At 71.7% G+C, this 23446-nt stretch carries 17 protein-coding genes; 12 read left to right on the top strand and 5 right to left on the bottom strand.

The features are described 5' to 3' along the window. Positions 1–634 precede the first annotated feature (634 nt). Complete coding sequence (gene hpf / locus ACFVNO_RS03285; RefSeq protein WP_355256793.1) at positions 635–1309, top strand: ribosome hibernation-promoting factor, HPF/YfiA family; 675 nt, start codon at positions 635–637, stop codon at positions 1307–1309. A 79-nt stretch (positions 1310–1388) separates the two neighbouring features. Here hpf and ACFVNO_RS03290 read toward each other — a convergent pair whose 3' ends face one another. Beyond that, positions 1389–1928 (bottom strand): hypothetical protein, encoded by a 540-nt coding sequence (locus ACFVNO_RS03290; RefSeq protein WP_355256796.1) that lies wholly within the window; start codon positions 1926–1928, stop codon positions 1389–1391. 551 nt (positions 1929–2479) lie between these two features. Here ACFVNO_RS03290 and secA point away from each other — a divergent pair. Further along, positions 2480–5323: a preprotein translocase subunit SecA gene (secA, locus tag ACFVNO_RS03295; protein WP_355256799.1), complete on the top strand. Its 2844-nt coding sequence runs from the start codon at positions 2480–2482 to the stop codon at positions 5321–5323. 473 nt (positions 5324–5796) lie between these two features. Here secA and ACFVNO_RS03300 read toward each other — a convergent pair whose 3' ends face one another. Further along, positions 5797–7176: a PTS transporter subunit EIIC gene (locus ACFVNO_RS03300; protein ID WP_355256802.1), complete on the bottom strand. Its 1380-nt coding sequence runs from the start codon at positions 7174–7176 to the stop codon at positions 5797–5799. Positions 7177–7224: 48 nt separating this feature from the next. Continuing rightward, a complete protein-coding gene (locus ACFVNO_RS03305) occupies positions 7225–7962 on the bottom strand; it encodes a GntR family transcriptional regulator (protein WP_220565069.1) in 738 nt (245 codons plus the stop codon). Positions 7963–8227: 265 nt separating this feature from the next. On the opposite strand from ACFVNO_RS03305, the gene ACFVNO_RS03310 reads away from it, so the two are divergent. The 8 genes from ACFVNO_RS03310 to ACFVNO_RS03345 all read left to right on the top strand — a co-directional run bounded on the left by ACFVNO_RS03310 (position 8228) and on the right by ACFVNO_RS03345 (position 15526). Continuing rightward, complete coding sequence (locus ACFVNO_RS03310; protein ID WP_220565070.1) at positions 8228–9271, top strand: SIS domain-containing protein; 1044 nt, start codon at positions 8228–8230, stop codon at positions 9269–9271. A 100-nt stretch (positions 9272–9371) separates the two neighbouring features. Beyond that, a complete protein-coding gene (locus tag ACFVNO_RS03315; RefSeq protein WP_220565071.1) occupies positions 9372–9611 on the top strand; it encodes a glucose PTS transporter subunit EIIB in 240 nt (79 codons plus the stop codon). 104 nt (positions 9612–9715) lie between these two features. Continuing rightward, the gene (locus tag ACFVNO_RS03320; RefSeq protein ID WP_220565072.1) at positions 9716–10204 is read left to right on the top strand and encodes a PTS glucose transporter subunit IIA; all 489 of its coding nucleotides are present in this window, start codon (positions 9716–9718) and stop codon (positions 10202–10204) included. Positions 10205–10312: 108 nt separating this feature from the next. Then, positions 10313–11920: a glycoside hydrolase family 3 protein gene (locus ACFVNO_RS03325; protein WP_378888820.1), complete on the top strand. Its 1608-nt coding sequence runs from the start codon at positions 10313–10315 to the stop codon at positions 11918–11920. Positions 11921–12042: 122 nt separating this feature from the next. Beyond that, positions 12043–12690, top strand: a complete 648-nt coding sequence (locus ACFVNO_RS03330) for an HAD family phosphatase (protein ID WP_355256812.1) — start codon at positions 12043–12045, stop codon at positions 12688–12690. Between the two features lie 49 nt (positions 12691–12739). Next, positions 12740–13171: a DUF6912 family protein gene (locus tag ACFVNO_RS03335; RefSeq protein WP_220565075.1), complete on the top strand. Its 432-nt coding sequence runs from the start codon at positions 12740–12742 to the stop codon at positions 13169–13171. A 348-nt stretch (positions 13172–13519) separates the two neighbouring features. Beyond that, complete coding sequence (locus ACFVNO_RS03340) at positions 13520–14350, top strand: rhamnogalacturonan acetylesterase (protein ID WP_378888824.1); 831 nt, start codon at positions 13520–13522, stop codon at positions 14348–14350. Positions 14351–14401: 51 nt separating this feature from the next. Further along, positions 14402–15526: a pectinesterase family protein gene (locus ACFVNO_RS03345; protein WP_378888827.1), complete on the top strand. Its 1125-nt coding sequence runs from the start codon at positions 14402–14404 to the stop codon at positions 15524–15526. Between the two features lie 439 nt (positions 15527–15965). On the opposite strand, the gene ACFVNO_RS03350 is transcribed toward ACFVNO_RS03345, so the two are convergent. Next, entirely contained in the window at positions 15966–16799 is an 834-nt protein-coding gene (locus tag ACFVNO_RS03350; protein WP_378888830.1) for an arylamine N-acetyltransferase, read from the bottom strand. Between the two features lie 87 nt (positions 16800–16886). Further along, the gene (locus ACFVNO_RS03355; RefSeq protein ID WP_378888833.1) at positions 16887–17210 is read right to left on the bottom strand and encodes a hypothetical protein; all 324 of its coding nucleotides are present in this window, start codon (positions 17208–17210) and stop codon (positions 16887–16889) included. Between the two features lie 200 nt (positions 17211–17410). Here ACFVNO_RS03355 and ACFVNO_RS03360 point away from each other — a divergent pair, with 200 nt between their 5' ends. Beyond that, positions 17411–18112, top strand: a complete 702-nt coding sequence (locus tag ACFVNO_RS03360; RefSeq protein ID WP_378888836.1) for an HAD family hydrolase — start codon at positions 17411–17413, stop codon at positions 18110–18112. Positions 18113–18462: 350 nt separating this feature from the next. Next, the gene (locus ACFVNO_RS03365; protein ID WP_355256835.1) at positions 18463–23331 is read left to right on the top strand and encodes an NAD-glutamate dehydrogenase; all 4869 of its coding nucleotides are present in this window, start codon (positions 18463–18465) and stop codon (positions 23329–23331) included. Positions 23332–23446: the final 115 nt, after the last annotated feature.

Below are 23446 nucleotides of genomic sequence, written 5' to 3' on the forward strand. Positions count from 1 at the left end.
GGGGCCGGGGTCGCCACCTGACATCCTCGCCAGGACAGGTTACGGTCACCGTATGGCACCCGTCCGGGTCCGTGGTTGCGTCGGAGTTCCGGTGTTCCTGGGAAGACCAGGGCACTCCTCCGGCAAGCCGATGCCAGGCGCAGGCGAAACGGCCCACGTAAGGCGACTTTTCGTCGACCGATCACGGTGCGCCTTAGAGGTAAGCCCTGCCCCGCGGAGGGTCCCGATGTCCCTCACGACAGGGAGAAGAGCAGTAGTCGCGGATAAGAGCGGCGACACTCTCAGCAGGCGGATGTGGGGACGAAGACCAGGTCGGCCGGACGGGTGGCATCCCATCGGGGGCCTCGCCATCGGGCGAGCCCCCGGGGAGCCCCTCGCGTGCCGCTTTTCCCCCGGCCGCGACGAAAGTCCCTTTCCCCAGTTCAGGGCTACCCGCGATCATGTGCGTGGGACGCGTGATGACCGTGTCCCCGGTGGGTATACGCACTTTCAACCGAGACGTGATCCGCGCAGAACCGGATCACCCGCAGAAGGGGGCTGACAGCGCGAGACCCTTCCGTCCCCCGAACGACGGAAGGTGCAGAAGCCAGGCTGGCCGTCACCTTCCCGACGGCCACGCGATGAAGGGGGTCCTATGGACATCATCGTCAAGGGTCGACGCACCGGTGTGAGCGACAAGTTCCGACAGCACGTCGAGAACAAGCTCGACAGGCTCTCCAAGTGGGAGAAGAAGGGCATGACCGTCGATGTGGAGGTGTCCACGGAACGCAATCCCAAGCTCGCCGACGTGAAGGAACGCGTCGAGCTCACCATCCGCTCGAACGGCAACGGCCCCGTCGTTCGCAGCGAGGCGGCCGCCGTGGACCGGCACGGCGCCCTGGACCTGGCCCTCGACAAGATCGAGGCGCGCCTGCGCAAGGCCGCCGACCGCCGCAAGGTGCACCGGGGCACCCGGGCCCCCGTCTCAGTCTCCTCGGCCACCGCGCACCTGCCCGGAGACCTGCCCCCCGAGGACACGATCGTGCAGGCGCCCCCGGCCCGCCGCAGCACGGAGGAGGACACGGACTCCGGCGCCGGACGGGCGGGCTTCTCGGACGAGTTCGTCGAGCTCGACACCCAGGGGGAGGCCCCCCTCATCGTCCGGGAGAAGTCCCACCAGGCCAAGCCCATGAGCATCGACCAGGCGCTGATGGAGATGGAGCTCGTCGGACACGACTTCTTCCTCTTCCACGACGAGGTCAAGGACGCGCCCAGCGTCGTCTACCGGCGTAAGGGCTTCAACTACGGGGTCATCCGCCTCGTCGACTGATCCGGCCCCTCCCCGAGGGCCGAGGCGGTCACGGGGGCGGCGGGCCGAGCGGCCCGCCGCCCCCGTGGGCCCTGGCGGGCTACACGGCGGTGGCGCCCCGCGCCCTCCGGCCGCGCCGCCGCTGCCTCAGCTCGTTCCGGCGCTCGCGCCGCTGCTCCTTGCGGATCCGGTGCAGTGAGACGCCGTGCGGCTCCTCCGGCTCCACCGACGGGGCGTCCAGCACGACGTCCTCGAAGATGCGGGTGACCGCGGCCAGCACCAGCGCCGCAGCGAACAGTACGCCGGCGACCACCAGCAGCCACACGGACATCCCCTGCACGATGGCGATCGCGGTCACGACGGCCCCGGCCACGGCCAGTGCCACCACCACCCAGGACCCGGCCCGGCCCCGGTGCCGTCCGGTCGGCGCCAGGCTGCCGCCCTGGCGCTGGAAGCCCCGGATGCGGCCGAAACGCTGCTCGTCGTCGGGATGGTGCCGTTCCCAGCCCAGGCTGGGGTCGGACGACGACGGGTGCCGCCGTCTCTCGATCAGGTCGTCGAGCACCTCCACGGGTGTGCGGGGCGATGGAGCCCCGTTCTCCGCGGTCTGCGCCCTCTCGGGCCCTTCACCGGTTCGCATGGCGGTCCCCCCTGAACGCTCATGTCGTCGGCCCGGCCGCTCCGGCACGGGCCGGGCGTCTATCGAAGGGTCTACCCGGATCCGGTGGATGAACGCGGTCCGCCCGGGACCGCGGCCTCCGTCGGCCGGGTCTCCGCTCCCCGGCGCCGGGCACGGTGCCCGGCCCGGTCCCGCCCCGCCTCGGCCGTCCGTCCGCCGCGGGCACCGGCGGACGGGGGCCGTCCACCGGGCGGGGCTGCGGCCCGCCCGCCCGCCCGCGACGGTTGGAAAACGGTGTGAATCTCCGGCGCCGGGTGCGCACGGCACCGGGGCGCCCGTACGTGCGAGGGGAACATTCTCCGCTGTTTCGATCGTTCACCTGGGGGAAAGGGCCTCCCGTCCCTCCGTCGCCGAGCGGACCGGGTACAGGGTGCACGTCCTCTAGGATGTAGGCCCGAGGGCCCAGGGACCCCCGCCGCCCTCCGCGGCCACGGGACAGCGGTCAGCGGGCCTAGATCTGATCTCCACGCGTGCCGTGGAGCCAACCGCGATCTGCGAGGAGCGCATAGGAAGTGCCAGGGATACTCAGCAAGCTCCTGCGCGCGGGTGAGGGAAAGATCCTGCGCCGGCTCAACAAGCTGAAGGACCAGATCAACTCGCTCGAGGACGAGTACGTCGACCTCTCCGACGAGGAGCTCCGGGACCTCACCCGGGAGTACAAGGAACGCCACGAGGACGGCGAGTCCCTCGACGACCTCCTCCCGGAGGCGTTCGCCACCGTCCGCGAGGCCGCCAAGCGCACCCTGGGCCAGCGCCACTTCGACGTCCAGCTCATGGGCGGTGCCGCGCTCCACCTGGGCAACATCGCCGAGATGAAGACCGGTGAGGGCAAGACCCTGACCGGTACCCTCGCGGTCTACCTCAACGCGCTCGCGGGCAAGGGCGTCCACGTCGTCACCACCAACGACTACCTGGCCAAGCGCGACGCCCAGAACATGGGCCGCATCTACCACTTCCTCGGCCTCGAGGTCGGCGTGGTCAGCCCCAACATGACCCCGGCCGAGCGCCGCAAGGCCTACCAGGCCGACATCACCTACGGCACGAACAACGAGTTCGGCTTCGACTACCTGCGCGACAACATGGCGCTGTCCCTGCGGGACACCGTCCAGCGCGGCCACTTCTTCGCCCTCGTCGACGAGGTCGACTCGATCCTCATCGACGAGGCGCGCACCCCGCTCATCATCAGCGGCCCCTCCGAGCAGAACTCCCGCTGGTACGGCGAGTTCGCCAAGATCGCGCCCCGCCTCAAGCGGGACACGGACTACGAGGTCGACGAGAAGAAGCGCACGGTCGGCATCACCGAGTCCGGTGTGGCCAAGGTCGAGGACTGGCTGGGCATCGACAACCTCTACGAGGCCGTCAACACCCCGCTGATCAGCTTCCTCAACAACTCCCTCAAGGCCAAGGAGCTGTACCGCCGCGACAAGGAGTACATCGTCAAGGACGGTGAGGTCCTCATCGTCGACGAGTTCACCGGCCGCGTCCTGGCGGGCCGCCGCTACAACGAGGGCATGCACCAGGCCATCGAGGCCAAGGAGCGCGTCAAGATCAAGGACGAGAACCAGACGCTCGCCAAGATCACGCTCCAGAACTACTTCCGCCTCTACGACAAGCTCGCGGGCATGACCGGTACCGCCGAGACCGAGGCCGCGGAGTTCCACCAGACCTACGGCGTCGGCGTGGTGCCCATCCCCACCAACAAGCCGATGATCCGCGAGGACGTCAAGGACCTCGTCTACAAGAACGAGGACTCCAAGTTCCAGGCGGTCGCCGAGGACATCGCCGAGCGCCACGAGGAGGGCCAGCCGGTCCTCGTCGGCACCACCAGCGTCGAGAAGTCCGAGCTGCTGTCGCGGATGCTCAAGCGCGAGGGCGTCCCGCACGAGGTCCTCAACGCCAAGAACCACGCCCGTGAGGCCGCGATCATCGCCCGCGCGGGCAAGCTCGGCGCGGTCACCGTCGCCACCAACATGGCCGGCCGCGGTACCGACATCATGCTGGGCGGCAACCCGGACTTCCTCGCCGACGAGGAGCTCCAGGCGCGCGGCCTGAGCCCGCTGGAGACGCCCGAGGAGTACGAGGCGGCCTGGCCGGACGCGCTGGAGAAGGCCAAGTCCGAGTACGAGGAGGAGCACGAGAAGGTCGTCGAGCTCGGCGGCCTGTACGTGCTCGGCACCGAGCGGCACGAGTCCCGGCGCATCGACAACCAGCTGCGCGGCCGCTCCGGCCGCCAGGGCGACCCGGGTGTGTCCCGCTTCTACCTGTCCCTCCAGGACGACCTGCTGCGCCTGTTCAACAGCAGCCGTCTGGAGGTGTTCATGAACCAGCTGAACATCCCGGACGACCAGCCCATCGAGTCCGGCATGGTCAGCAAGGCGATCGCCTCCGCCCAGGGCCAGGTCGAGACCCAGAACTTCGAGATCCGCAAGAACGTCCTCAAGTACGACGAGGTCCTCAACCGGCAGCGCAAGGTCATCTACGCCGAGCGCCGCAAGGTCCTGGAGGGCCAGGACCTGCGCGACCAGGTGCTGGTCATGCTGGAGGAGGTCCTGCGCGGCTACGTCACGGAGGAGACCGCCGAGGGCGACCCGGCCGACTGGGACCTCGACAAGCTGTGGCGCGCGTTCAAGCAGGTCTACCCGATCAGCTTCACGGTGGACGAGTTCATCGAGGAGAACGGCGACCTGCACACCCTCACCGGTCAGCTCATCGCCGACCGGGTGGTCGAGGACGCCCTCGCCGCCTACGACGCTCGCGAGTCCGAGCTGGGCGAGGAGGCGATGCGCGAGGTCGAGCGCCGCATCATCCTCCAGGTCATGGACCGCAAGTGGCGCGAGCACCTCTACGAGATGGACTACCTCCAGGAGGGCATCGGCCTGCGCGCGATGGCCCAGCGCAACCCGCTGATCGAGTTCCAGCGCGAGGGCTTCGACATGTTCCAGCAGATGCTGGAGGCCATCAAGGAGGAGTCGGTCGGCTACCTCTTCAACCTCGAGGTGCAGGTCCGCAAGAAGGAGGAGCCCAAGCTCACCGCCGCCGCGGCCGCCACCACGGCCGCGACCGTGGGCGGGAGCTCCGGTGCCGGGACCGTGGCCACCGCCGTGGACGAGGACGCGGAGGCCGCCGAGGCCGAGGCGCCCACCGAGGAGGCCGGTGCCGCCGAGGACGTGGTGGTCCCGGGCTTCGGGGAGGGGCAGCCCAGCCGCCTCCAGTACTCCGCGCCGAGCGAGGACGGCTCCGTCGAGCGCCACAGCGAGGAGAACGACGAGTACGCGGGCGTCTCCCGCAACGCGCCGTGCCCCTGCGGCTCCGGCAAGAAGTTCAAGAAGTGCCACGGTGACCCGGCCAACCGGTAGCCGTCGCTGAAACACGCCTGTGGGCGCGCTCCCCGAGGGGACCGCGCCCACACGTGTTCCCGGCCCCGGGCGGTTCTGGAGCGGCGGCCGTTCCCGCCCGGGTGCGCTGCCGCTCCCGGTGCTCCGGAGGGCGGTCCGGGAAGCGGTCGCTGACGGGAGGCCGGCCGCCCGGGTTGCGCCCCGCGGCCGGTGGGCGCTCCCGGACGGGGTGCGGCGTCCGCCGCTCCTGGCGGGCGGCCTGAGAGGCGTTGGCTGACAGGAAGGCCGCTGCCCCACCCCGGTTGCGCCGCCACGACCGCGGCCCGTGGGATGTTCCCCGGCGGGGTGCGTCCGCCGCCCCGGGCGGTTCTGGAGCGGCGGCCGTTCCCGCCCGGGTGCGCCGCAGGGGGCGGGGCGCGGGGGACGGACCTGCGGCGTGAACGGGTGCGGGCCCGCACCCGGGAGGGTGCGGGCCCGCGCCGCGGACGGACCGGTCAGTCCCCGTCCCCGGAGCCCGACCGCTTCGGGGCAGGCCCGCCGGGGCCGTCGGCGCCCGCGGAGGCGGCCGCCTCGGCCCCCTCCGCCGGCTCGCGGCCCGGGGTGGGCAGGTTCATCTTCTTGATGAGGAACATGAACACGAAGTAGTAGAGGAAGAAGTACGCGACGCCCATCACGAGGATGATCCACAGGCCCTGGGTATTGGACTTCGTGGCGTTGAGCAACAGGTCGATCAGGCCCGCCGAGAACCCGAAGCCCAACTGGGTGTCCAGGGCGTTGAGCACCGCCATCGAGATGCCCGTCAGCACGATGTGCACGCCGAACAGGACCGGGGCGATGAAGATGAACGCGAACTCGATCGGCTCGGTGATGCCGGTGACGAAGGCCGTCAGCGCCGCGGCGATCATGAGGCCGCCGATGTTGGTGCGCTGGGAGGGGTGGGCGCAGCGCCAGATCGCCAGCGCCGCACCCGGCAGGCCGAACATCAGCACCGGGAAGAAGCCCGACAGGAAGCCGCCCGCGTCCGGGTCCCCGGCCAGGTAGCGGCTGATCTCGCCCAGGTACACGTCGCCCGTCTCCGGGTCGGTGTAGGAGCCGAACACGAACCACACGACCGAGTTGACGATGTGGTGCAGCCCCAGCGGCAGCAGCAGGCGGTTGATCACGCCGTAGATCCCGGCCCCGACCGCGCCCAGCCCGATGATCCACTCGCCGAGGGAGTTGATCAGGGAGCCGATCAGCGGCCAGATGAGCCCGAACGCCACGGCCACCAGGATGCCCACGCCCGCCATGAGGATGGGGACGAAGCGGCGCCCGCCGAAGAAGCCCAGCCAGGTCGGGAGCTTGATCCGGTAGTAGCGCTGCCACAGCCACGCCGACAGGAGGCCGATGACGATGCCGCCGAGCACGTCGCTCGGGTTCTTGGCACCCCAGTTGACGATGAACTCGCCGCCCGATTCGAGGGTGACCCGCTCACCGACCTCGCTGCCGCCCTGGAAGAAGAGCAGCTTCGACACCCGGTCGAACACGAGGTAGCCCACCACGGCGGCCAGGGCGGTCGACCCGTCGGCGCGCTTGGCGAACCCGATGGCGACGCCGACCGCGAACAGCAGCGGCATCGCCTGGAACAGGGAGTCGCCTGCGGCTCCCACCACGTCCGCGACCCGCTGCATCCAGGCCAGGCCGTTGATCGAGGCCAGGCCGTCGGCACCGAGCAGGTCGTTCTGCCCCAGCCGCAGGAGGATGGCCGCCGCGGGCAGGACCGCGATGGGCATCATCAGGCTGCGGCCGAAGCGCTGCAGGGTGGCCAGCGCGGAGGAGGAGCGTTTGGGGGTGCCGGCCGCGGCTGCCGTGGCCGGTGTGTTGTCCGAACTCAAAGGGGGGGTCCTTCCCTCGGACCTGCGCCTTGTGGGCGCGGGGGTGGGTCAGTCGCCGTGCCGGCGCGGGTCCAGCCGCGAGTGCAGCTGGTACCGGTCGGCGCGGTAGGTGGACAGGGCCAGTTCGACGCACTGTCCCTTGGTGAAGCTGCGGCGCTGCATCACCAGCACCGGGCTTCCAGCGGGCAGGCCCAGGAGGCGGGAGTCGGCCGAGTCGCAGATCCCGGCCTCGATGGTCTGTTCCCCGGAATCCAACAGGATGTCGTACTCGTTTTCCAGGACCTCGTACAGAGAGCGTTCCGCGAGGTCGAAGTCCTCGAGACCGGGGACCATGGCCGCGGGGATGTTGGAGCGCTCCACGGCCATGGGTTCGTCGTCGGCGGTGCGCATCCGCTCGATGTGGTGCACCAGGGTGCCCGGCTCGATGTCGAGCATGCGGGCGGTGTGCCCGCTGGCCGGGATGACCTGGCGGATGAGCTCGCGCGCCCCGGGCTCGTACCCGCGGGCGCGCATGTCCTCACTGAACGAGGCCAGGACCAGGGACATCTCGATCTTGGGACGTGCGATGAAGGTCCCCTTGCCGGGGACCCGGTACAGCCGCCCCTCCGAGACCATCAGGTCGATGGTCTGGCGGACGGTCATGCGGGAAAGACCGTAGGAGGCGCTCAGCTCCCGCTCTGAGGGGATCATGTCGTCCACGCCCAGTCCGGCCTCGGTGATCCAGTCCAGGAGCAGGTCGCGGAGTTGGACGTACTTCGGCAGCGGGTTGCTGGGGTCGATCGGCATGGGTGCGGGTGGCCTTCTCGGTCGGCGACGGGTCGGGGTGGTGCGGTGCGCTCCCGGTTCGGTCGTGGTCGGTCTCCTGTGACGCGGTGGCTCCGTGAGCGCGGGATACATCCTCCTGTACCCCGGGTATCGGGACAATCCCGGAGCCACTGGTATAGTCCGGACTAGACCATAGCTCTGTCCGCGTGTCAATCCACCCAACGGCAGGCGGTTCGCACCACTTCACGGGAGTGCCGGGCACCCGGCACGAGCAGGGAAGGCCCTCATGACCACCACGACGAGCGTGATGCGCTCCGAGATCGCCGAGCAGCCCGACGCGCTGCGCCGCACCTTCGCGGAGCTGCTCCCGCTCCGTTCGGAGATCGCGGCCCTGGGACGCGCCACCAAGCACGTGCTCTTCATCGCCCGCGGCTCCTCCGACAACGCCGCGGTGTACGGGAGCTACCTCCTCCAGGCCCACGCCGGCCGGCTGGCCACCCTGGGCTCGCCCTCCATCGCCACCGCCTACGGCTCCAAGATCGACCTGTCCGACGTCCTGGCCGTGGCCATCTCCCAGTCCGGCAAGACGGAGGAGATCGTCGAGACCATGCGCTGGGCCGCCGACTGCGGCGCCCGCACCGTCGGCGTCACCAACGGCGCCGACTCCCCGCTGGCAGCCGAGGCCGACGTCGCCCTGGTCACCCGGGCCGGGAACGAGGTCGCGGTGCCCGCCACCAAGACCTACAACACCCAGCTCGCCGCCCTCGCGGTGCTGGCCCTGGGCCTGGGTGCCGACCTGGACCCGGCCGACCTGGACCGGGTGCCCGACGCCATCGAGGAGACCCTCGCCGCGCCCACCGACTCCCTGGAGGAGATCGTCGAGCGCATGGTCGCGGTGCAAGGGGCGGTGATCTCCGGGCGCGGCATGGCCTTCTCCACCGCCCTGGAGGCCGCCCTCAAGCTGAAGGAGGCCTGCTACCTGCACGCCATGGGCCTGTCCTACGCCGACCTGCTGCACGGCCCGATCGCGGTCGTCGACCCGCGCACCCCGGCGCTGCTGGTGGCCGCCCCCGACGGCCCCACCCTCGCGGGCACGGTCGCCCTGGCCGAGCGGGCCCGCTCGGCCGGCGCCCCGGTGTTCGGCTTCGGCGGCGGGTCCGCCCTGGCCGCGGCCAGCGACCTGTCCGTCCCCGTCCCGGACGTGCCCGAGTGGGTCTCCCCGATGAACCTCATCGTCCCCGCCCAGCTCCTCACCGAGCGGCTGGCCCGGCGCCTGGGCTACAACCCGGACGTCCCCCGGGGCCTGAACAAGGTCACCCAGACGGCCTGAGCCGCGCCCGGGACCCGGTGCCTGGCGCCCCGGGTCCCGGAGCCCTAAGCTCCCCCCACGGGGACGTAGCGGTCCCCACGGCACAGCAGGAGGACGACACATGGCGGACAAGGCAGCGGCGATCGTCGCGGGTCTGGGCGGCGCGGGCAACATCGAGGACATCGAGGCGTGCATCACCCGCCTGCGCACCGAGGTCTCCGACGCGTCGCTGGTGGACGAGCAGGCCCTGAAGAACACCGGGGCGCACGGCGTCCTGATCTCCGGCAACGTCGTCCAGGTGGTCGTCGGCCCCGAGGCCGACTCCCTCACCGACGACATCCGGGACATCATCGACGGGTAGCGCGGGCGGCCGCGACGGCGGACACCGCGCCGGGCGACGGGTGGAACGCAGGCCCGTTTCCCGTCGGTCCGGATGAAATCCCCCTGACAGGGAAGAGAGCCCCCATGCCAGACCTCAACGGATCCCTCAGCGTGTCGTCCCCCGTCCGCGGCACCGCCCTCCCCCTGGAGACGGTGCCCGACCCGGTGTTCTCCCAGGGGATGGTGGGGCCCGGCGTCGCCGTCCACCCCGAGCCCGGCCAGGAGGGCGGGCAGGAGGGCACCCAGGAGGTCACCGCCCCCATCGACGGCACCCTCGTCAAACTGCACCCCCACGCCTTCGTGGTGATGGCGCCCGACCAGCGCCGGGGCGTGCTCGTCCACCTGGGCATCGACACGGTCAAACTCAAGGGCGAGGGGTTCACTCTCCTGCTCGGGGAGGGCGCCGAGGTGACGGCGGGCACGCCCGTCGTGCGCTGGTCCCCGGGGTCGGTGGCCGCGCGCGGGCTCCCCGCAGTGGTCCCGGTCGTCGCCCTGGACGCCGCGCCCGGCGACCTGGGCTCCGTCGCCGAGGGCGGCGTGGACAACGGCGAGACCCTCTTCACCTGGGCCTGAACGGTACGGTCGGCGCGCCGCGCCGCGCGCCGGCCGTGGTGTTCCGACCACCCCCGCCGAGGGGGTAGTCTCCGGCGGACCAGCGATCCGCCGGAGATGAAGTCCCACATGAGAAGCCCCGTCACCCGAGCCCTGGCCTGCGCGGGAATCGCCCTGCTCGCCCTCACGGCCTGCACCACGGCACCCCAGGAGGAGGACACCTCGCCACGCGAAGAACCGTCGCCGTCCGAGCCGCCCTTCGAGCCGGTCCTGGCCCCGCGCCTGCTCGCGGAGATGGACCTGGACGCCAAGATCGGCCAGCTCCTGGTGCTCACCGCCCAGGGCACCACGGCCGCCGACAACGCCGCCCAGATCGAGGCGTACCGCCCTGGCGGCATCATCTACTTCGACGCCAACCTCACCGGCGCCGCCCAGATCGCCGAGTTCTCCAACGGGGTCCAGGAGCTCTCCCAGACCCCGCTGTTCGTCGGAGTGGACCAGGAGCAGGGGCTCGTGGTGCGGCTGCCGGTCGGCACCCGCTTCCCCGACGCCATGGCCGTCGGCGCCACCCGAGACCCCGAGTTGGCGGCGCTGCGCGCCACGACGACCGCCGCCGAGCTGGCCGCCCTGGGGATCAACCTCAACTACGCGCCCGACGCCGACGTCAACACCGACCCGGCCAACCCGGTGATCGGCATCCGCTCGTTCGGCTCCGAGCCCGACCTGGTCTCCGAGATGGCGCTCGCCGAGGCCGACGCCTACGCCGGGCAGGGGATCGTCCCCGTCGTCAAGCACTTCCCGGGGCACGGCGACACCGACGTGGACAGCCACACCGGGCTGCCCGTCATCGACCTGCCGCGCGACCGGTGGGAGGCCGAGCACCTGCCGCCGTTCCGCGCCGCGGTCGAGGCGGGCGTGGACGCGGTCATGACCGCCCACGTGCTCATGCCGCAGCTGGACCCGGACGAGCCCGCCACCCTGTCGTCGGAGATCATCGGCGGCATCCTGCGCGACGAGCTCGGCTACGAGGGCGTGGTCACCACCGACGCCCTCAACATGGAGGGCGTGCGGCAACGCCACTCCGACGGGGAGAACGCGGTCCTGGCCCTGGAGGCGGGCGTGGACCAGCTGCTCATGCCGCCGGACCCCGCCGCGGCGGTCGCCGCGATCAAGGCGGCCGTCGAGGAGGGGCGCCTCACCGAGGAGCGCATCGACGAATCCGTGCTGCGCGTCCTCTCCCTCAAGGAGAAGCGCGGCATCCTGGAGGCGGACCCGGTCGATCCGGCGGCGGCCGAGGAGGCCGTGTCCGACCCGGAGCACGCCGGGGCCGCCCAGCGCGTGGCGGACGCCTCCGCCACCGTGCTGCGCAACACCGACGGGGTCCTCCCGCTCGCCCCGGGCGCCCGGGTGCGCGTCGAGGGCACCAACGCCGACCGGCTCGCCGCCGCGCTCACCGAGGCGGGGCTCGAAGTCGTCACCGGCGACGCCGACGCGGTGATCGTGGGGACCAATACGGCGCCGGTCGGACGCTCCACGGCGCCCACCGTCGCCGTGTCCCAGGGCGGGCCGTATTCGCTGGCCTCCTCGGACGCGGACGGGTTCGTCGCCGTCTACTCCGCCGTCGACGCCTCCCTGGCGGCCGCCGCCCGGGTCATCGCGGGTGAGGTGGAGCCCACCGGCACGCTCCCGGTGTCGATCCCCGACACGGCCGAGTTCGGCGCCGGCCTGTCCTACTAGGGGCCGGGGCGGGGCGATCGGGCGGAAGGGTTGAAACGGGCGGGGAACGGGAAGAACCGTTGCCCGCCCGATCCCGGGCATCCGAGGTCGGGTGATACGACGACACGGATGGAGGGGATCGGATGGACGGCATCCGCCGAGGAGTCATCTCCGACTGGGGAGGCGTGCTCACACCCCCGCTCCCGGACGGGATCCGGGCCTGGCTGACCGCCGACCGGATCGACGCCGCGCACTACTACGAGGTCATGACCCCGTACTTCGACGGCAGCCTGGTCGACGACAATCCGGTGCACGCGCTGGAGCGCGGGGAGATCGACACCGCGCTCTTCGAGCGCGACCTGGCGTCGCTGCTGCGCTCCACCCACGGGGGGCCGGTGATCGCCGAGGGCCTCATCGAGCGCATGTTCGCCTCCTTCGCCCCGGTCCACGACATGTACGAGGCGCTCCGCGACGCCCGCCGCTCGGGCGCGAGCACGGCGCTCCTGTCCAACTCGTGGGGGAACGGCTACCCGCGCGAGCACTTCGACACCACCTTCGACGAGGTGGTCATCTCCGGCGAGGTGGGGATGCGCAAGCCGGAACCGCGCATCTACCTGCACACCTGCCGGCGGATGGGGCTGCGGCCCCAGGAGTGCGTGTTCATCGACGACCTGGAGCACAACGTCCGCACGGCCGAGGAGCTCGGGATGACCGGCATCCTGCACACCGACGTGGCGACCACCACGCGCGAACTGCGGAGCTTCCTCACGGCGGATCGCGAAGCCGCCTGACGGGTGCGGCAGACTTCAGGGTGACCGTCCCACCTTCCGGAGAGCCGCGATGTACGTCTTCCTGCCCAGCACCCTCCCCGCCCTCGCGACCGTCCTCGACGAGGGGAGGGTCCGGGTGCCGGTGGCGTTCGCGGCGGACACCGACGACGAGGAGGCGGAGTACGAGGCGATGTACGCGGCCGCCGAGGAGTCGCTGCGCCTCCTGGCGCAGGACCCCGCGGCCCCCCGGCGCCGCGTCGTGCTCGTCGCGAACCTGGCCGACCACCTGGTCGAGGAGGAGGGCCGCGAGGGCCCGGACGTGGTCCGCGTCCGCATCACCGGCGATTCGATCCCGTACAAGCGCCTGGCCTCCGCGCACATCGACGACGAGGCGGCCGCCCCGGACGTCGCCGCGGCGGTGGCCGACCCGGACTCCGGCGCCGCGGACGACCACGAGCTCATGTGGTACGCGCTCCAGGAGCTGCGCCACCTCCTCGCCTGATGCCGGGGCGGCCCCGACCCCGGTCCCGGGCCCCTTCGACGCCGTCATGGGCGGAGGCCCCCTGCCCGGGGCCTCCGGACCCGCCGGAGGGCGGACCGCGTCATCCGGTTCCCGAGGGCCGGGGAGGGCGTCCTTCGCGACGCGAGGACGCGAGCGGCCGTCGTCCACGAGGCCCGTACCCGTGCCTCCGAACCCGGGAGCTCCGCCCCGCCCCGGGAGGGCCATCGGAGGCCTGCTTGAAACCGCCGTCAGGGGGTTGACGTCACAGCGCTGTTTCGGGGAGGGTCGTGCAAGCGATTGCAGCCAACTTCCGTGGCTTTGGAAAGCGCTTTCCCCCAGAGAGGCCCCATGCTCCGTCGCAGCTTCATCACCGTCTCCGCGACCGCCCTCGCCGCGCCCCTCCTCGCCGGCGCCCCCGCCTGGGCGGCGCCCTCCCGGCCCGACCGGGCACCGCGCCTCTTCGTCGCGGGGGACTCCACCGCCTCCACCTATGCCGCCCACGAGGCGCCGCGCGCCGGTTGGGGGCAGGCCCTGGGCCTCTTCCTCGGCGGCGGGGCCACCGTGGACAACCGCGCGCTGTCGGGGGCCAGCTCTAAGAGCTTCGCCGACCTGGGCCTGCTGGACGGCGTCCTGGCCGACATCCGCCCCGGCGACCACCTGCTGGTCTCCTTCGGGCACAACGACTCCAAGTCCGACGACCCCGCCCGCTACACCGAGCCCTGGAGCACCTACCAGGAGCAGCTCACCGCCTACCTCGACGGTGCCCGGGAGCGCGGCGCCCGGCCGGTGCTGGTCACCTCGGTCGAGCGGCGCCGCTTCACCGCCGACGGCACTCCCCGGGAGTCCCACGGCGACTACCCGGCGGCCATGCGCGCCCTCGCCGAGCGCGAGGGTGTGCCGCTCGTCGACCTCACGGCGCTCAGCCTGGAACTGTGGGGCGGGCTGGGCCCCGAGGGCACCAAGGGCCACTTCCTGTGGTCGGAGCCGGGCGGGCATCCCAACTACCCCGACGGCGTCCGGGACAACACCCACTTCCAGGCGCACGGCGCGATCGAGGTCGCCCGCCTGGTCGCCGCCGAGCTCAAGCGCCTGCGCGTACTCGCGCCGCGCCACGTGCGCAGGCTCGGCGACGCCGTCCCCGACTCCGAGGTGACCTGGCCCGACCAGCGCCCCGTCTGACCTCCGGCATCCAGGCCCTCCTCTCCCCCCGACCCGCTGGAAGGAAAGCCCTTGCGCACCCCCTCGACCACGGCGCTGCGACTCACGGCCCTGCCGCTCGCCCTCGCGGGCGTCCTGGTCGCGTTCGCCGCCTCCCCTGCCCTGACCTCCGAGGTGACCCCCATGAGCGATGAGAGCATCGTGATGACCGTCGCGGCCGACGGCTCCGGCGACCACCGCAGCGTGCAGGACGCGGTCGACGCCGCTCCCTCCCACTCCACCGAGCGCGTGACACTGGTGATCGGCGCGGGGGTCTACGACGAGCCCGTCGTCATCCCCTCCTCCAAGCCGAACCTCACCCTGGTCGGCGCGACCGGCGATCCGAAGGACGTCGTCATCACCCACGGACGCGCGGCGGGCATGCCCAGGCCGGACGGCGGCACGTGGGGGACGTCGGGCAGCGCCAGCGTCGTCATCTCCGGGGACGACGTGCACGCCTACGACCTGACCTTCGCGAACTCCTTCCTGCGCGAAGAGCACCCGGACATCACCTCCACGCAGGCGGTCGCGGTACGCACCACCGGCGACCGGCTGGTGTTCGACAACGTGCGCTTCCTGGGCCACCAGGACACGCTGTACGCCAACTCCCCCGACACCGCGACGGTCTCGCGGCAGTACTACCGGAACTGCTACGTCGAGGGTGACGTCGACTTCGTCTTCGGCCGGGCCACGGCCGTCTTCCACGGGTGCGAGATCCGCTCCCTGGACCGGGGCAGCGATACCGACAACGGGTACGTGACCGCGCCGAGCACGCCGCCGGAGCAGGAGTTCGGCTTCCTGTTCACCGAGAGCTGCTTCACCGGTGACGCCCCGGCGGCGACGGTCTACCTGGGCCGTCCGTGGGTGCCTAGCTCCGATCCGGACGCCCGGCCCCAGGCGCTGATCCGCGATTCCTGGATGGGCCGCCACTTCAAGGAGCAGGGCTGGATCCCGATGTCCTCGGGCAACGGCTGGCGTCAGTTCGAGCTGCGCGAGTACGCCAACAAGGGTCCGGGCGCCCTGGTCACCGAGGACCGGCCGCAGATGGGGGAGACCGAGGCCGTGGGGCACACCGCCGAGGCCTATCTGGAGGGCGACGACGGCTGGAACCCGGTCCGCGAGCCGCGCCGGCCGGTGTGCACCGCGCGCGGTCGATGACCCGGAGCCGTCGGCGCACACGCCCGGTGCCCGGGGAGATCGCCGGCCCCGCGCACGCGGGGGTGGACCGGGACAGGGGCCGGTGGCGCACGATGCGGCCCGGTCAGCCCCGTGCACGCGGGGATGGACCGGCGGTGGCCGCATGAGCGCCACACGCCTCCTCGTCAGCCCCGCGCACGCGGAGATGGACCGGGCGCGGCCTCATCAGCGCCTGCTGGAACCGTGTCAGCCCCGCGCACGCGGGGGTGGACCAGTCGCCCCCGAGCGCGAGCGCGCCCTGTGGATGTCAGCCCCGCGCACGCGGGGGTGGACCGTTCGCCCACCCGTCTGCGACGAGATGGTTGAGGTCAGCCCCGCGTGTGCGGGGATGGGGCTGGACGGCCCTGCCGGACCGGGCGGCGGGGGCGTCGGCGCCGCGTGGGCGGAGCCGTTCGGGCGGTCAGGTGGGGGAGGGGAGGCCGGCGAGGCGCTTGTGGAGGAGGGCGCGGTCGTCCTCCGGAAGGCGCACGCCGAGGCGGTCCAGCCACGGGTCGAGGTCTTCCGGCGCCAGCTCCCCGTGCCGGGTGGGGGAGCCCGGGGCGCGGAGGGTGACCGAGTCCTGGGTGAGGCTGGCGTGGATCCCGTCGGGGAGGAAGCCCGTCACCACCAGCATCCTGCGGAACACCGAGTCCGGGTGGGTCGCGACGAAGTGGTTCCCCGCGACCAGGTCCACCGGGTACACCTCCGACTCGTGGGTCACGTGCAGCGGCTCCCACCCCTGACCCCGCTGCTTGCGCAGCTCCCAGCCCCACGACCTCCCGCGGGGCACCCGGGCGAGGCCGAAGGTCATCCCGCCCCCGCTGCGCCGGGCCCCGTCCTCCATCGCGATCGGCCGCCGCATGCCCGAGCCGAACCCCGGGTCGGCCAGCAGCCGCCGGCCGTCCAGCACGACCTCGACCAGCAGGTGCGTCCGGGCGTTCTCTCCCGCGGGGCCGACCGTGCCCAGCCGCCGGTGCACCTCGAAGCCCAGCCGTTCCAGGGCGGCCGCGAACAGCACCCCGTGCTCGAAGCAGTACCCTCCCCGGCCCCCGCCCAGGAACTTCTCCTGCACGCCCCGGACGTCGACCGCCGGGGCCCGGCCCAGGAGCGCGTCCACGGTCTCGAAGGGGAACGCCCTGATGTGCGCCTCGTGCAGCCGGTCCAGGTACTCCCCGTCCGGCGGTTGCGCGGGCACCCCCACCCGGTCCAGGTAGGCCGTCAGGTCCAGGGCCTCGGTGCCCCATGAGGTCGTCATGGCGGATCTCCTCTCGTCACCCCGTTGCAGCGCGGGCGGATAACGGGGTGTTCCTGGAGCAATCCGGAGGAACGGCGCGGGAATATCTCAGGGACGGAGGTCGCGGTGGAGCACCGTGCGGAGGTCGCCGGGCGGCCGACCGGTGATGCGTTCGACCGTGTCCGTGACGCGGTCCTCGGCACCCGAGGCGATGAGGCCGTCGAGCCGCACCGGCATCCGCGCCACCTCCACCGGCATCGCCGCCGCCAGCGCCCGCTCCACGTCGCCGGGCTCCAGCGACTCGTGCAGGACCTCCCGCCCCGTCACCTCGCCGACGCCGTCGCCCGCGCCGGCCAGGCGCCTCCCGCGCCGGACGCCGCGTGGACCGCGCACGTCCTGCTCGGCGCCGTCCGGGCCGACCTGGTGGGCCACCTCGTCGCCGCCGAGGGACTCACCCGGGGCCGGGCGCTGCGCGACGTGCGCGCACTGGTGGAGCGGCTCCTCGGACCGGGACCGGTCGCGGCCCGGTGTGGCCGGTCCCGGACGGGGTTCTCGACGGGAAACGCCCGTGCGGCACAATAGGGGGGTCCGACTGTCGTGCATCACCCGAGGAGTTCGCCATCAGCCGCCTGGTGCTATGGAACATCGACCTCACGCTCCTCGACGTCGGCCGGGTCATGCGGGCCGCCTACGCCGAGGCCTTCGAGAAGGTCACCGGTGAGCCCCTGGTCTACCTGACCTCGACCGCGGGCCGTACGGACTCAGAGATGTTCTTCGAGTTCTGCGCCCGCAACTACGTCGACATCGAGCCCGACGTCGACACCCTCGCCCAGTTCCTCGCGGCCCTGGAGGCCGCCTTCGAGACCCGTACCGGGGAGCTGGCGGCCAAGGGCCGGGTGATGCCCGGGGCGGCGGCCTCGCTGGCGGCCGTGGCCTCGCTGCCCGACACCGTGCAGACGGTGGTCAGCGGCAGCCCCCGGACGGTGGCCACCGCCAAGCTGGTGGCCTTCGGCCTGGACCCCTACCTGAACCTGGCCATCGGCGGCTACGGGTCGGTCAACTACCCCAAGTCCACGCTCATCCAGTCCATCCGCCTGCACGCGGCCGAGGGCGGGATGATCCCCGACTCCAGTACCGTCCTGATCACCGACAACGTCTCCGACGTCCGGGCCGCCCTGATCGGCGGGGCCGTCCCGGTCGGGGTCCTCAACGGCCCCACGACGGAGGGGCGGCTGCGCGACGCGGGCGCGCAGGTCGTCCTGCCCGACCTCACCGATCCCCGCGCCGTGATGACCGCCGTCCATCAGGCGACCGATTCGACAACGGCTCGATAACGACACGTACGTCTCCGACCGGGTCGAGGTGAACCCTCGTGCACATCGCCACCGACCGTCGCAATCCGCTTCTTACAGTGTGTAACCGTGGTTTAACGGTGTTGCTCCTGCCCTCCGACGTGAAAAGCAGTAGCCTGTGTTCTTGGACGAGGCAGTGACAATGGGGTCTGAAGCCTCTTTCTTCCAGCCTGTGCGCACAGGTCACACCACCACCACACCGCTCCCCGGGTCCCGTGCGGCCCTGGGTGCTCACGTAAAATCACACATCAGCTCAGGGATTCACAGGGCACATGACCCGGTGATCCCACAGCGCTCGTGCGACGTTGCTCACAAAGGAGTGAGATAGACACATGTCCGGGCAATCCGACGGCACCCTCCAGCAGCTGCTCGCCGAAGCGGCGACCAAGTGGTCCCCCGGCCCGCGGCTCGGCGCCGACGAGGCCGAGGCCGTCCGCCGCTTCCTCCCGTTCTACTACCGGCACACCGACCCGGAGGAGATCGCGGGCCGCACCCCCGAACAGATCTGCGGCATGGCCGAGGCCCACCTCGCCTTCGGCGCCCGGCGCCGCCCCGGCCGCGCCAAGGTCCGCGTGCACACCCCGACCGTCGAGCGCGACGGCTGGGACTCCCGGACCAGCATCGTCGAGACCGTCACCGACAACGCGCCCTTCCTCGTCTCGTCCGTGACGATGGCCCTGCGCGAGCTCAACGCGGGTGTCCGCCTGATCATCCACCCCCAGATGACCGTGGGCCGCGACCTGGAGGGCGAGCTCCGCCAGATCGACCCCGAGCTCGGCGGCGACGGCCTGCTGCCCGTCGACGAGTCCTGGATGCACATCGAGATCGACCGGCAGACCGACCCCGAGCGGATCAAGGAGATCACCGACCGGCTCGAGTCCGTCCTCAACGACGTCCGCTACGTGGACGAGGACGCCGCCAAGATGAGCGACCGGGCCATCCGGATCGCCGACGAGCTGGCCGCCTACCCCGACCGCCTGGTCGCCGGGGGCGTGGACGCCCGCGAGATCGGCGAGAGCGTCGACTTCCTGCGCTGGGTCGCCGGGCGCCACTTCACCTTCATGGGCTACCGCGAGTACACCCTGGTCACCGACGAGAACGGCGACGACGCCCTGCGCCCGGAGCCCGGCACCGGCCTGGGCATCATGCGCATGGACTCCCCGGCCTCCACCAGCTTCGCCGCCCTGCCCCCGGAGATCCGCGGCAAGGCCCGCGAGCCCTACATCCTGGTGCTCACCAAGGCCAACTCCCGCTCCACCGTCCACCGGCCCAAGTACCTGGACTACATCGGCGTCAAGAAGTTCGACGCCCAGGGCAACATCGTCGGCGAGCGCCGCTTCCTGGGGCTGTTCACCTCCCAGGCCACCAACACGGGCATCGCCCAGATCCCCATCCTCCGCCGCAAGCAGGCGGAGATCCTGGCCCTGGCCGGGTTCGAGGCCGACAGCTACGACGGCCGCGACCTCACCGAACTGCTGGAGACCTTCCCCCGCGAGGAGCTCCTCCAGATCCCCGTCGGCGAGCTGTACACCATCGTCCGCGGCGTCATGCGCCTGCGCGACCGCCGCGGCACCAAGCTGTTCATGCGCCGCGACCCCTACGGCGGCCGGTACATGTCCTGCTTCGTGTACATGCCGCGCGACGAGTACAGCACCCGTGTGCGCCTGGACATCCAGCAGGTGCTCGGCGAGGCCTTCCACGGCGCGACCATGGACCACAACGTCATGATCGGCGCCGCCCCGCTGGCCCGCCTCTACCTGGTGGCGCGCGCCCGCCACGGCGAGACCCTGGCCGACATCGACCAGCTCGCCCTGGAGGAGAAGGTCCGCCAGGCCGCCCGCTCCTGGGACACCGACCTCGACGACGCCCTCACCGACGCCTTCGGCCCGGACCGCGCCACCGAGTACAAGGAGCGGTACGGCTCCGGCCTCTCCGAGGCCTACAAGGTCGACAACCAGCCCGAGGTCGCCGCGCGCGACATCGGCGCCCTGGAGGAGCTGCTCGCCCGCACCGCGCCCGACGAGCGGCGGGGCGCGTTCTCCGCCAGCCTCTACCGGCACCCCGACGACGACGCCTGGCGCTTCCGCGTCCACCGCGTCGGCGAGCCCATCTCGCTCTCCCGGATCCTGCCGGTCCTGGAGCACCTGGGCGTCGAGGTCGTCGACGAGTGGCCCTACGACATCGACGTCCAGGGCGTGGGCCGGGTCTGGATCTACGACTTCGGCCTGGGCCCCGTCACCGCGGCCGACCTGCCCGACGAGCGGCTCAAGAAGCTGTTCGAGGACGCCTTCGACGCCTCCTGGCGCGGCCTGGGCGAGTCCGACCGGTTCAACACCCTGGTGGTCCGCGCCGGGCTGGACTGGCGCCAGCTCACCGTGCTGCGCGCCTACGCCAAGTACCTGCGCCAGGCCGGGTCCACCTTCACCCCCGACTTCCTGGCCGACATCCTGGCCGCCAACGTCGGGATCACCGGCCTGCTCGTCGACCTGTTCCAGACCCGCTTCGACCCGGACCAGCCCGACGAGGGCCGGACCGAGCGCACCGAGGCCCTGGTCCGCAAGATCGAGGGCGAGCTGGACTCGGTGGCCAGCCTGGACCACGACCGCGTGCTGCGGTCCTTCCTGGCCGTCATCAGGGCCACGCTGCGCACCAACCACTACCAGGGCAACCCCTACCTGGTGCTCAAGCTCGACCCGCAGAGCATCCCGGACCTGCCCCAGCCCCGGCCCAAGCTGGAGATGTACGTCTACTCGCCGCGCGTCGAGGGCGTCCACCTGCGCTTCGGCCGGGTCGCCCGCGGCGGCCTGCGCTGGTCGGACCGGCTGGAGGACTTCCGCACCGAGGTCCTGGGCCTGGTCAAGGCGCAGATGGTGAAGAACTCGGTGATCGTCCCCAGCGGCGCCAAGGGCGGCTTCGTCTGCAAGCGCCTGCCCGAGGGCGGCACCCGCGAGCAGGTCATGGCCGAGGTCGTCGCCTGCTACAAGGACTTCATCAGCGGCCTGCTCGACGTCACCGACAACCTGGTCGACGGCGCCGTCGTCCACCCCGAGCGCACCGTCCTGCACGACGGCGACGACTCCTACCTGGTGGTGGCGGCCGACAAGGGCACCGCGACGTTCTCCGACACCGCCAACGAGATCTCCAAGGGGCGCGGCTTCTGGCTGGGCGACGCCTTCGCCTCCGGCGGCTCGGTCGGCTACGACCACAAGGCCATGGGCATCACCGCCCGCGGCGCCTGGGAGTCGGTCAAGTACCACTTCCGGGAGATGGGCGTCGACGTCCAGAGCGAGCCCTTCACCGCGGTCGGCATCGGCGACATGTCCGGTGACGTGTTCGGCAACGGCATGCTGCTGTCGCAGCAGATCAAGCTGGTCGCCGCGTTCGACCACCGGCACGTGTTCCTCGACCCGGACCCGGACCCGCACACCTCCTGGGTGGAGCGCAAGCGGCTCTTCGAGCTGCCGCGCAGCAACTGGGAGGACTACGACCCGGCGCTGATCTCCGAGGGCGGCGGCGTCTACCCGCGCTCGGCCAAGTCCGTCCCGGTCAGCCCGCAGGTCCGCGCGGCCCTGGGCATCGAGGACGACGTCACGGCGCTGACCCCCGACGAGCTGATCCGCCGGGTCCTCACCTCCCCGGTGGACCTGCTGTGGAACGGCGGCATCGGCACCTACGTCAAGGCCGCCTCCCAGACCCACGCCGAGGTCGGGGACAAGGCCAACGACCAGGTCCGCGTCGACGCCACCGAACTGCGCGTCAAGGTCGTGGGCGAGGGCGGCAACCTGGGCCTGACCCAGCCCGCCCGCATCGAGTTCGCCCGCGAGGGCGGCCGGGTCAACACCGACTTCATCGACAACTCGGCCGGCGTGGACACCTCCGACCACGAGGTGAACATCAAGATCATGCTCGACCGGGAGGTGCGCGACGGCTCCCTGGACGCCGACGAGCGCGACCGCCTGTTCATCGACATGACCGACGAGGTCGCCGAGCTGGTCCTGGACAACAACTACGCGCAGAACACGGTGCTGGCCGCCGCCCGCAAGCAGGCCCACCAGATGCTGCACGTCCACGGCCGCTACATGCGCCACCTGGAGCGCACCAAGGTCCTCAAGCGCAAGCTGGAGGACCTGCCCTCCGACAAGGCGATCGCGGAGCGGCGCGCCGCGGGCCAGGGCTTGACCGGCCCGGAGTTCGCGACGCTCCTCTCCTACACCAAGATCAGCCTCAAGGACCAGATCGGCCTGTCCGACCTGGCGCAGGACCCGTACCTGGCCGACACCCTCATCGGGTACTTCCCGACGCCGCTGCGCACGGAGCGGTTCGCACAGGCGGTGGCCACCCACCCGCTGCGCCGGGAGATCATCGTCAACCAGGTCGTCAACCAGATGGTCAACCGCTCCGGGCTGACCTTCGCCTTCCGCCTCAACGAGGAGCTGGGCTCCAGCGCCGCGGACATCGCCCGTGCCTACCTGGTCGTCCAGGAGGTGCTGCGCCTCCAGGAGTTCTGGGGCGGGGTGGAGGAGCTGGACCACCGCATCTCGGTGGACGGCCAGCTCACCCTGCTGCTGGAGACCCGCAAGCTGGCCGAGCGCTCGGCCCGATGGCTGCTGCGCAACCGCACCTTCCCGTTCGACATCCGCACCGAGATCGGGTTCTTCTCCGAGGGCGTGGGCGAGGTCCTGGGCCGGCTGGTGGGCCTGCTGCGCGGCCGCGACCGCGAGGCGTTCACCGAGCGCCGCGACCGGTACATCGGCCAGGGCGTCCCGGCCGACCTGGCCGAGCGGGTCGCGGCCATGGTGCCCGCCTACTCCACCCTGGACCTGGTGGAGATCGCGCACCGCACCGGCCGGCCGGTGGAGAAGGTCGCCGAGCTGTACTTCGAGCTGGCCGACCGGCTCAACATCAGCTGGTGGCGGGAGCGGATCATCGACCTGCCGCGCGACGACCGGTGGGGCACGATGGCGCGCGGCGCGCTGCGCGACGACCTGTACGAGGCGCACGCGGCCCTCACCGGCCGGGTGCTGGAGTCGGGCACGCCGGACGACTCGGTCGAGGCGCTGATGCTCTCCTGGTTCGAGCAGAACCGTGAGGCCGTCCAGCGGGCCGGGATCACCCTGTCCGAGATCCAGGAGAACGAGCGGTTCGACCTGGCCACCCTGTCGGTGGCGCTGCGGTCCTTCCGCTCCCTGGTCGACGACTGACCCCCCGTGCCCGCCCCCTCGGGGCGGGCCGCGGGGTGACCGGGGCCGTCCGAAAGGGCGGCCCCGGCCGTGTTCGCCGGTGGCGGTCCCCGCGGGGCGGGGGCCTACACTGGGA

This window comes from Nocardiopsis sp. NPDC057823 (genome assembly GCF_042797335.1).
Classification (GTDB): domain Bacteria; phylum Actinomycetota; class Actinomycetes; order Streptosporangiales; family Streptosporangiaceae; genus Nocardiopsis; species Nocardiopsis changdeensis.

Coding starts and splice junctions, on each gene's coding strand:
- hpf (WP_355256793.1), top strand. CDS start 635: ATGGACATCATCGTCAAGGGTCGACGCACCGGTGTGAGCGACAAGTTC.
- ACFVNO_RS03290 (WP_355256796.1), bottom strand. CDS start 1,928: ATGCGAACCGGTGAAGGGCCCGAGAGGGCGCAGACCGCGGAGAACGGG.
- ACFVNO_RS03305 (WP_220565069.1), bottom strand. CDS start 7,962: ATGCCGATCGACCCCAGCAACCCGCTGCCGAAGTACGTCCAACTCCGC.
- ACFVNO_RS03310 (WP_220565070.1), top strand. CDS start 8,228: ATGACCACCACGACGAGCGTGATGCGCTCCGAGATCGCCGAGCAGCCC.
- ACFVNO_RS03315 (WP_220565071.1), top strand. CDS start 9,372: ATGGCGGACAAGGCAGCGGCGATCGTCGCGGGTCTGGGCGGCGCGGGC.
- ACFVNO_RS03320 (WP_220565072.1), top strand. CDS start 9,716: ATGCCAGACCTCAACGGATCCCTCAGCGTGTCGTCCCCCGTCCGCGGC.
- ACFVNO_RS03325 (WP_378888820.1), top strand. CDS start 10,313: ATGAGAAGCCCCGTCACCCGAGCCCTGGCCTGCGCGGGAATCGCCCTG.
- ACFVNO_RS03330 (WP_355256812.1), top strand. CDS start 12,043: ATGGACGGCATCCGCCGAGGAGTCATCTCCGACTGGGGAGGCGTGCTC.
- ACFVNO_RS03335 (WP_220565075.1), top strand. CDS start 12,740: ATGTACGTCTTCCTGCCCAGCACCCTCCCCGCCCTCGCGACCGTCCTC.
- ACFVNO_RS03340 (WP_378888824.1), top strand. CDS start 13,520: ATGCTCCGTCGCAGCTTCATCACCGTCTCCGCGACCGCCCTCGCCGCG.
- ACFVNO_RS03350 (WP_378888830.1), bottom strand. CDS start 16,799: ATGACGACCTCATGGGGCACCGAGGCCCTGGACCTGACGGCCTACCTG.
- ACFVNO_RS03365 (WP_355256835.1), top strand. CDS start 18,463: ATGTCCGGGCAATCCGACGGCACCCTCCAGCAGCTGCTCGCCGAAGCG.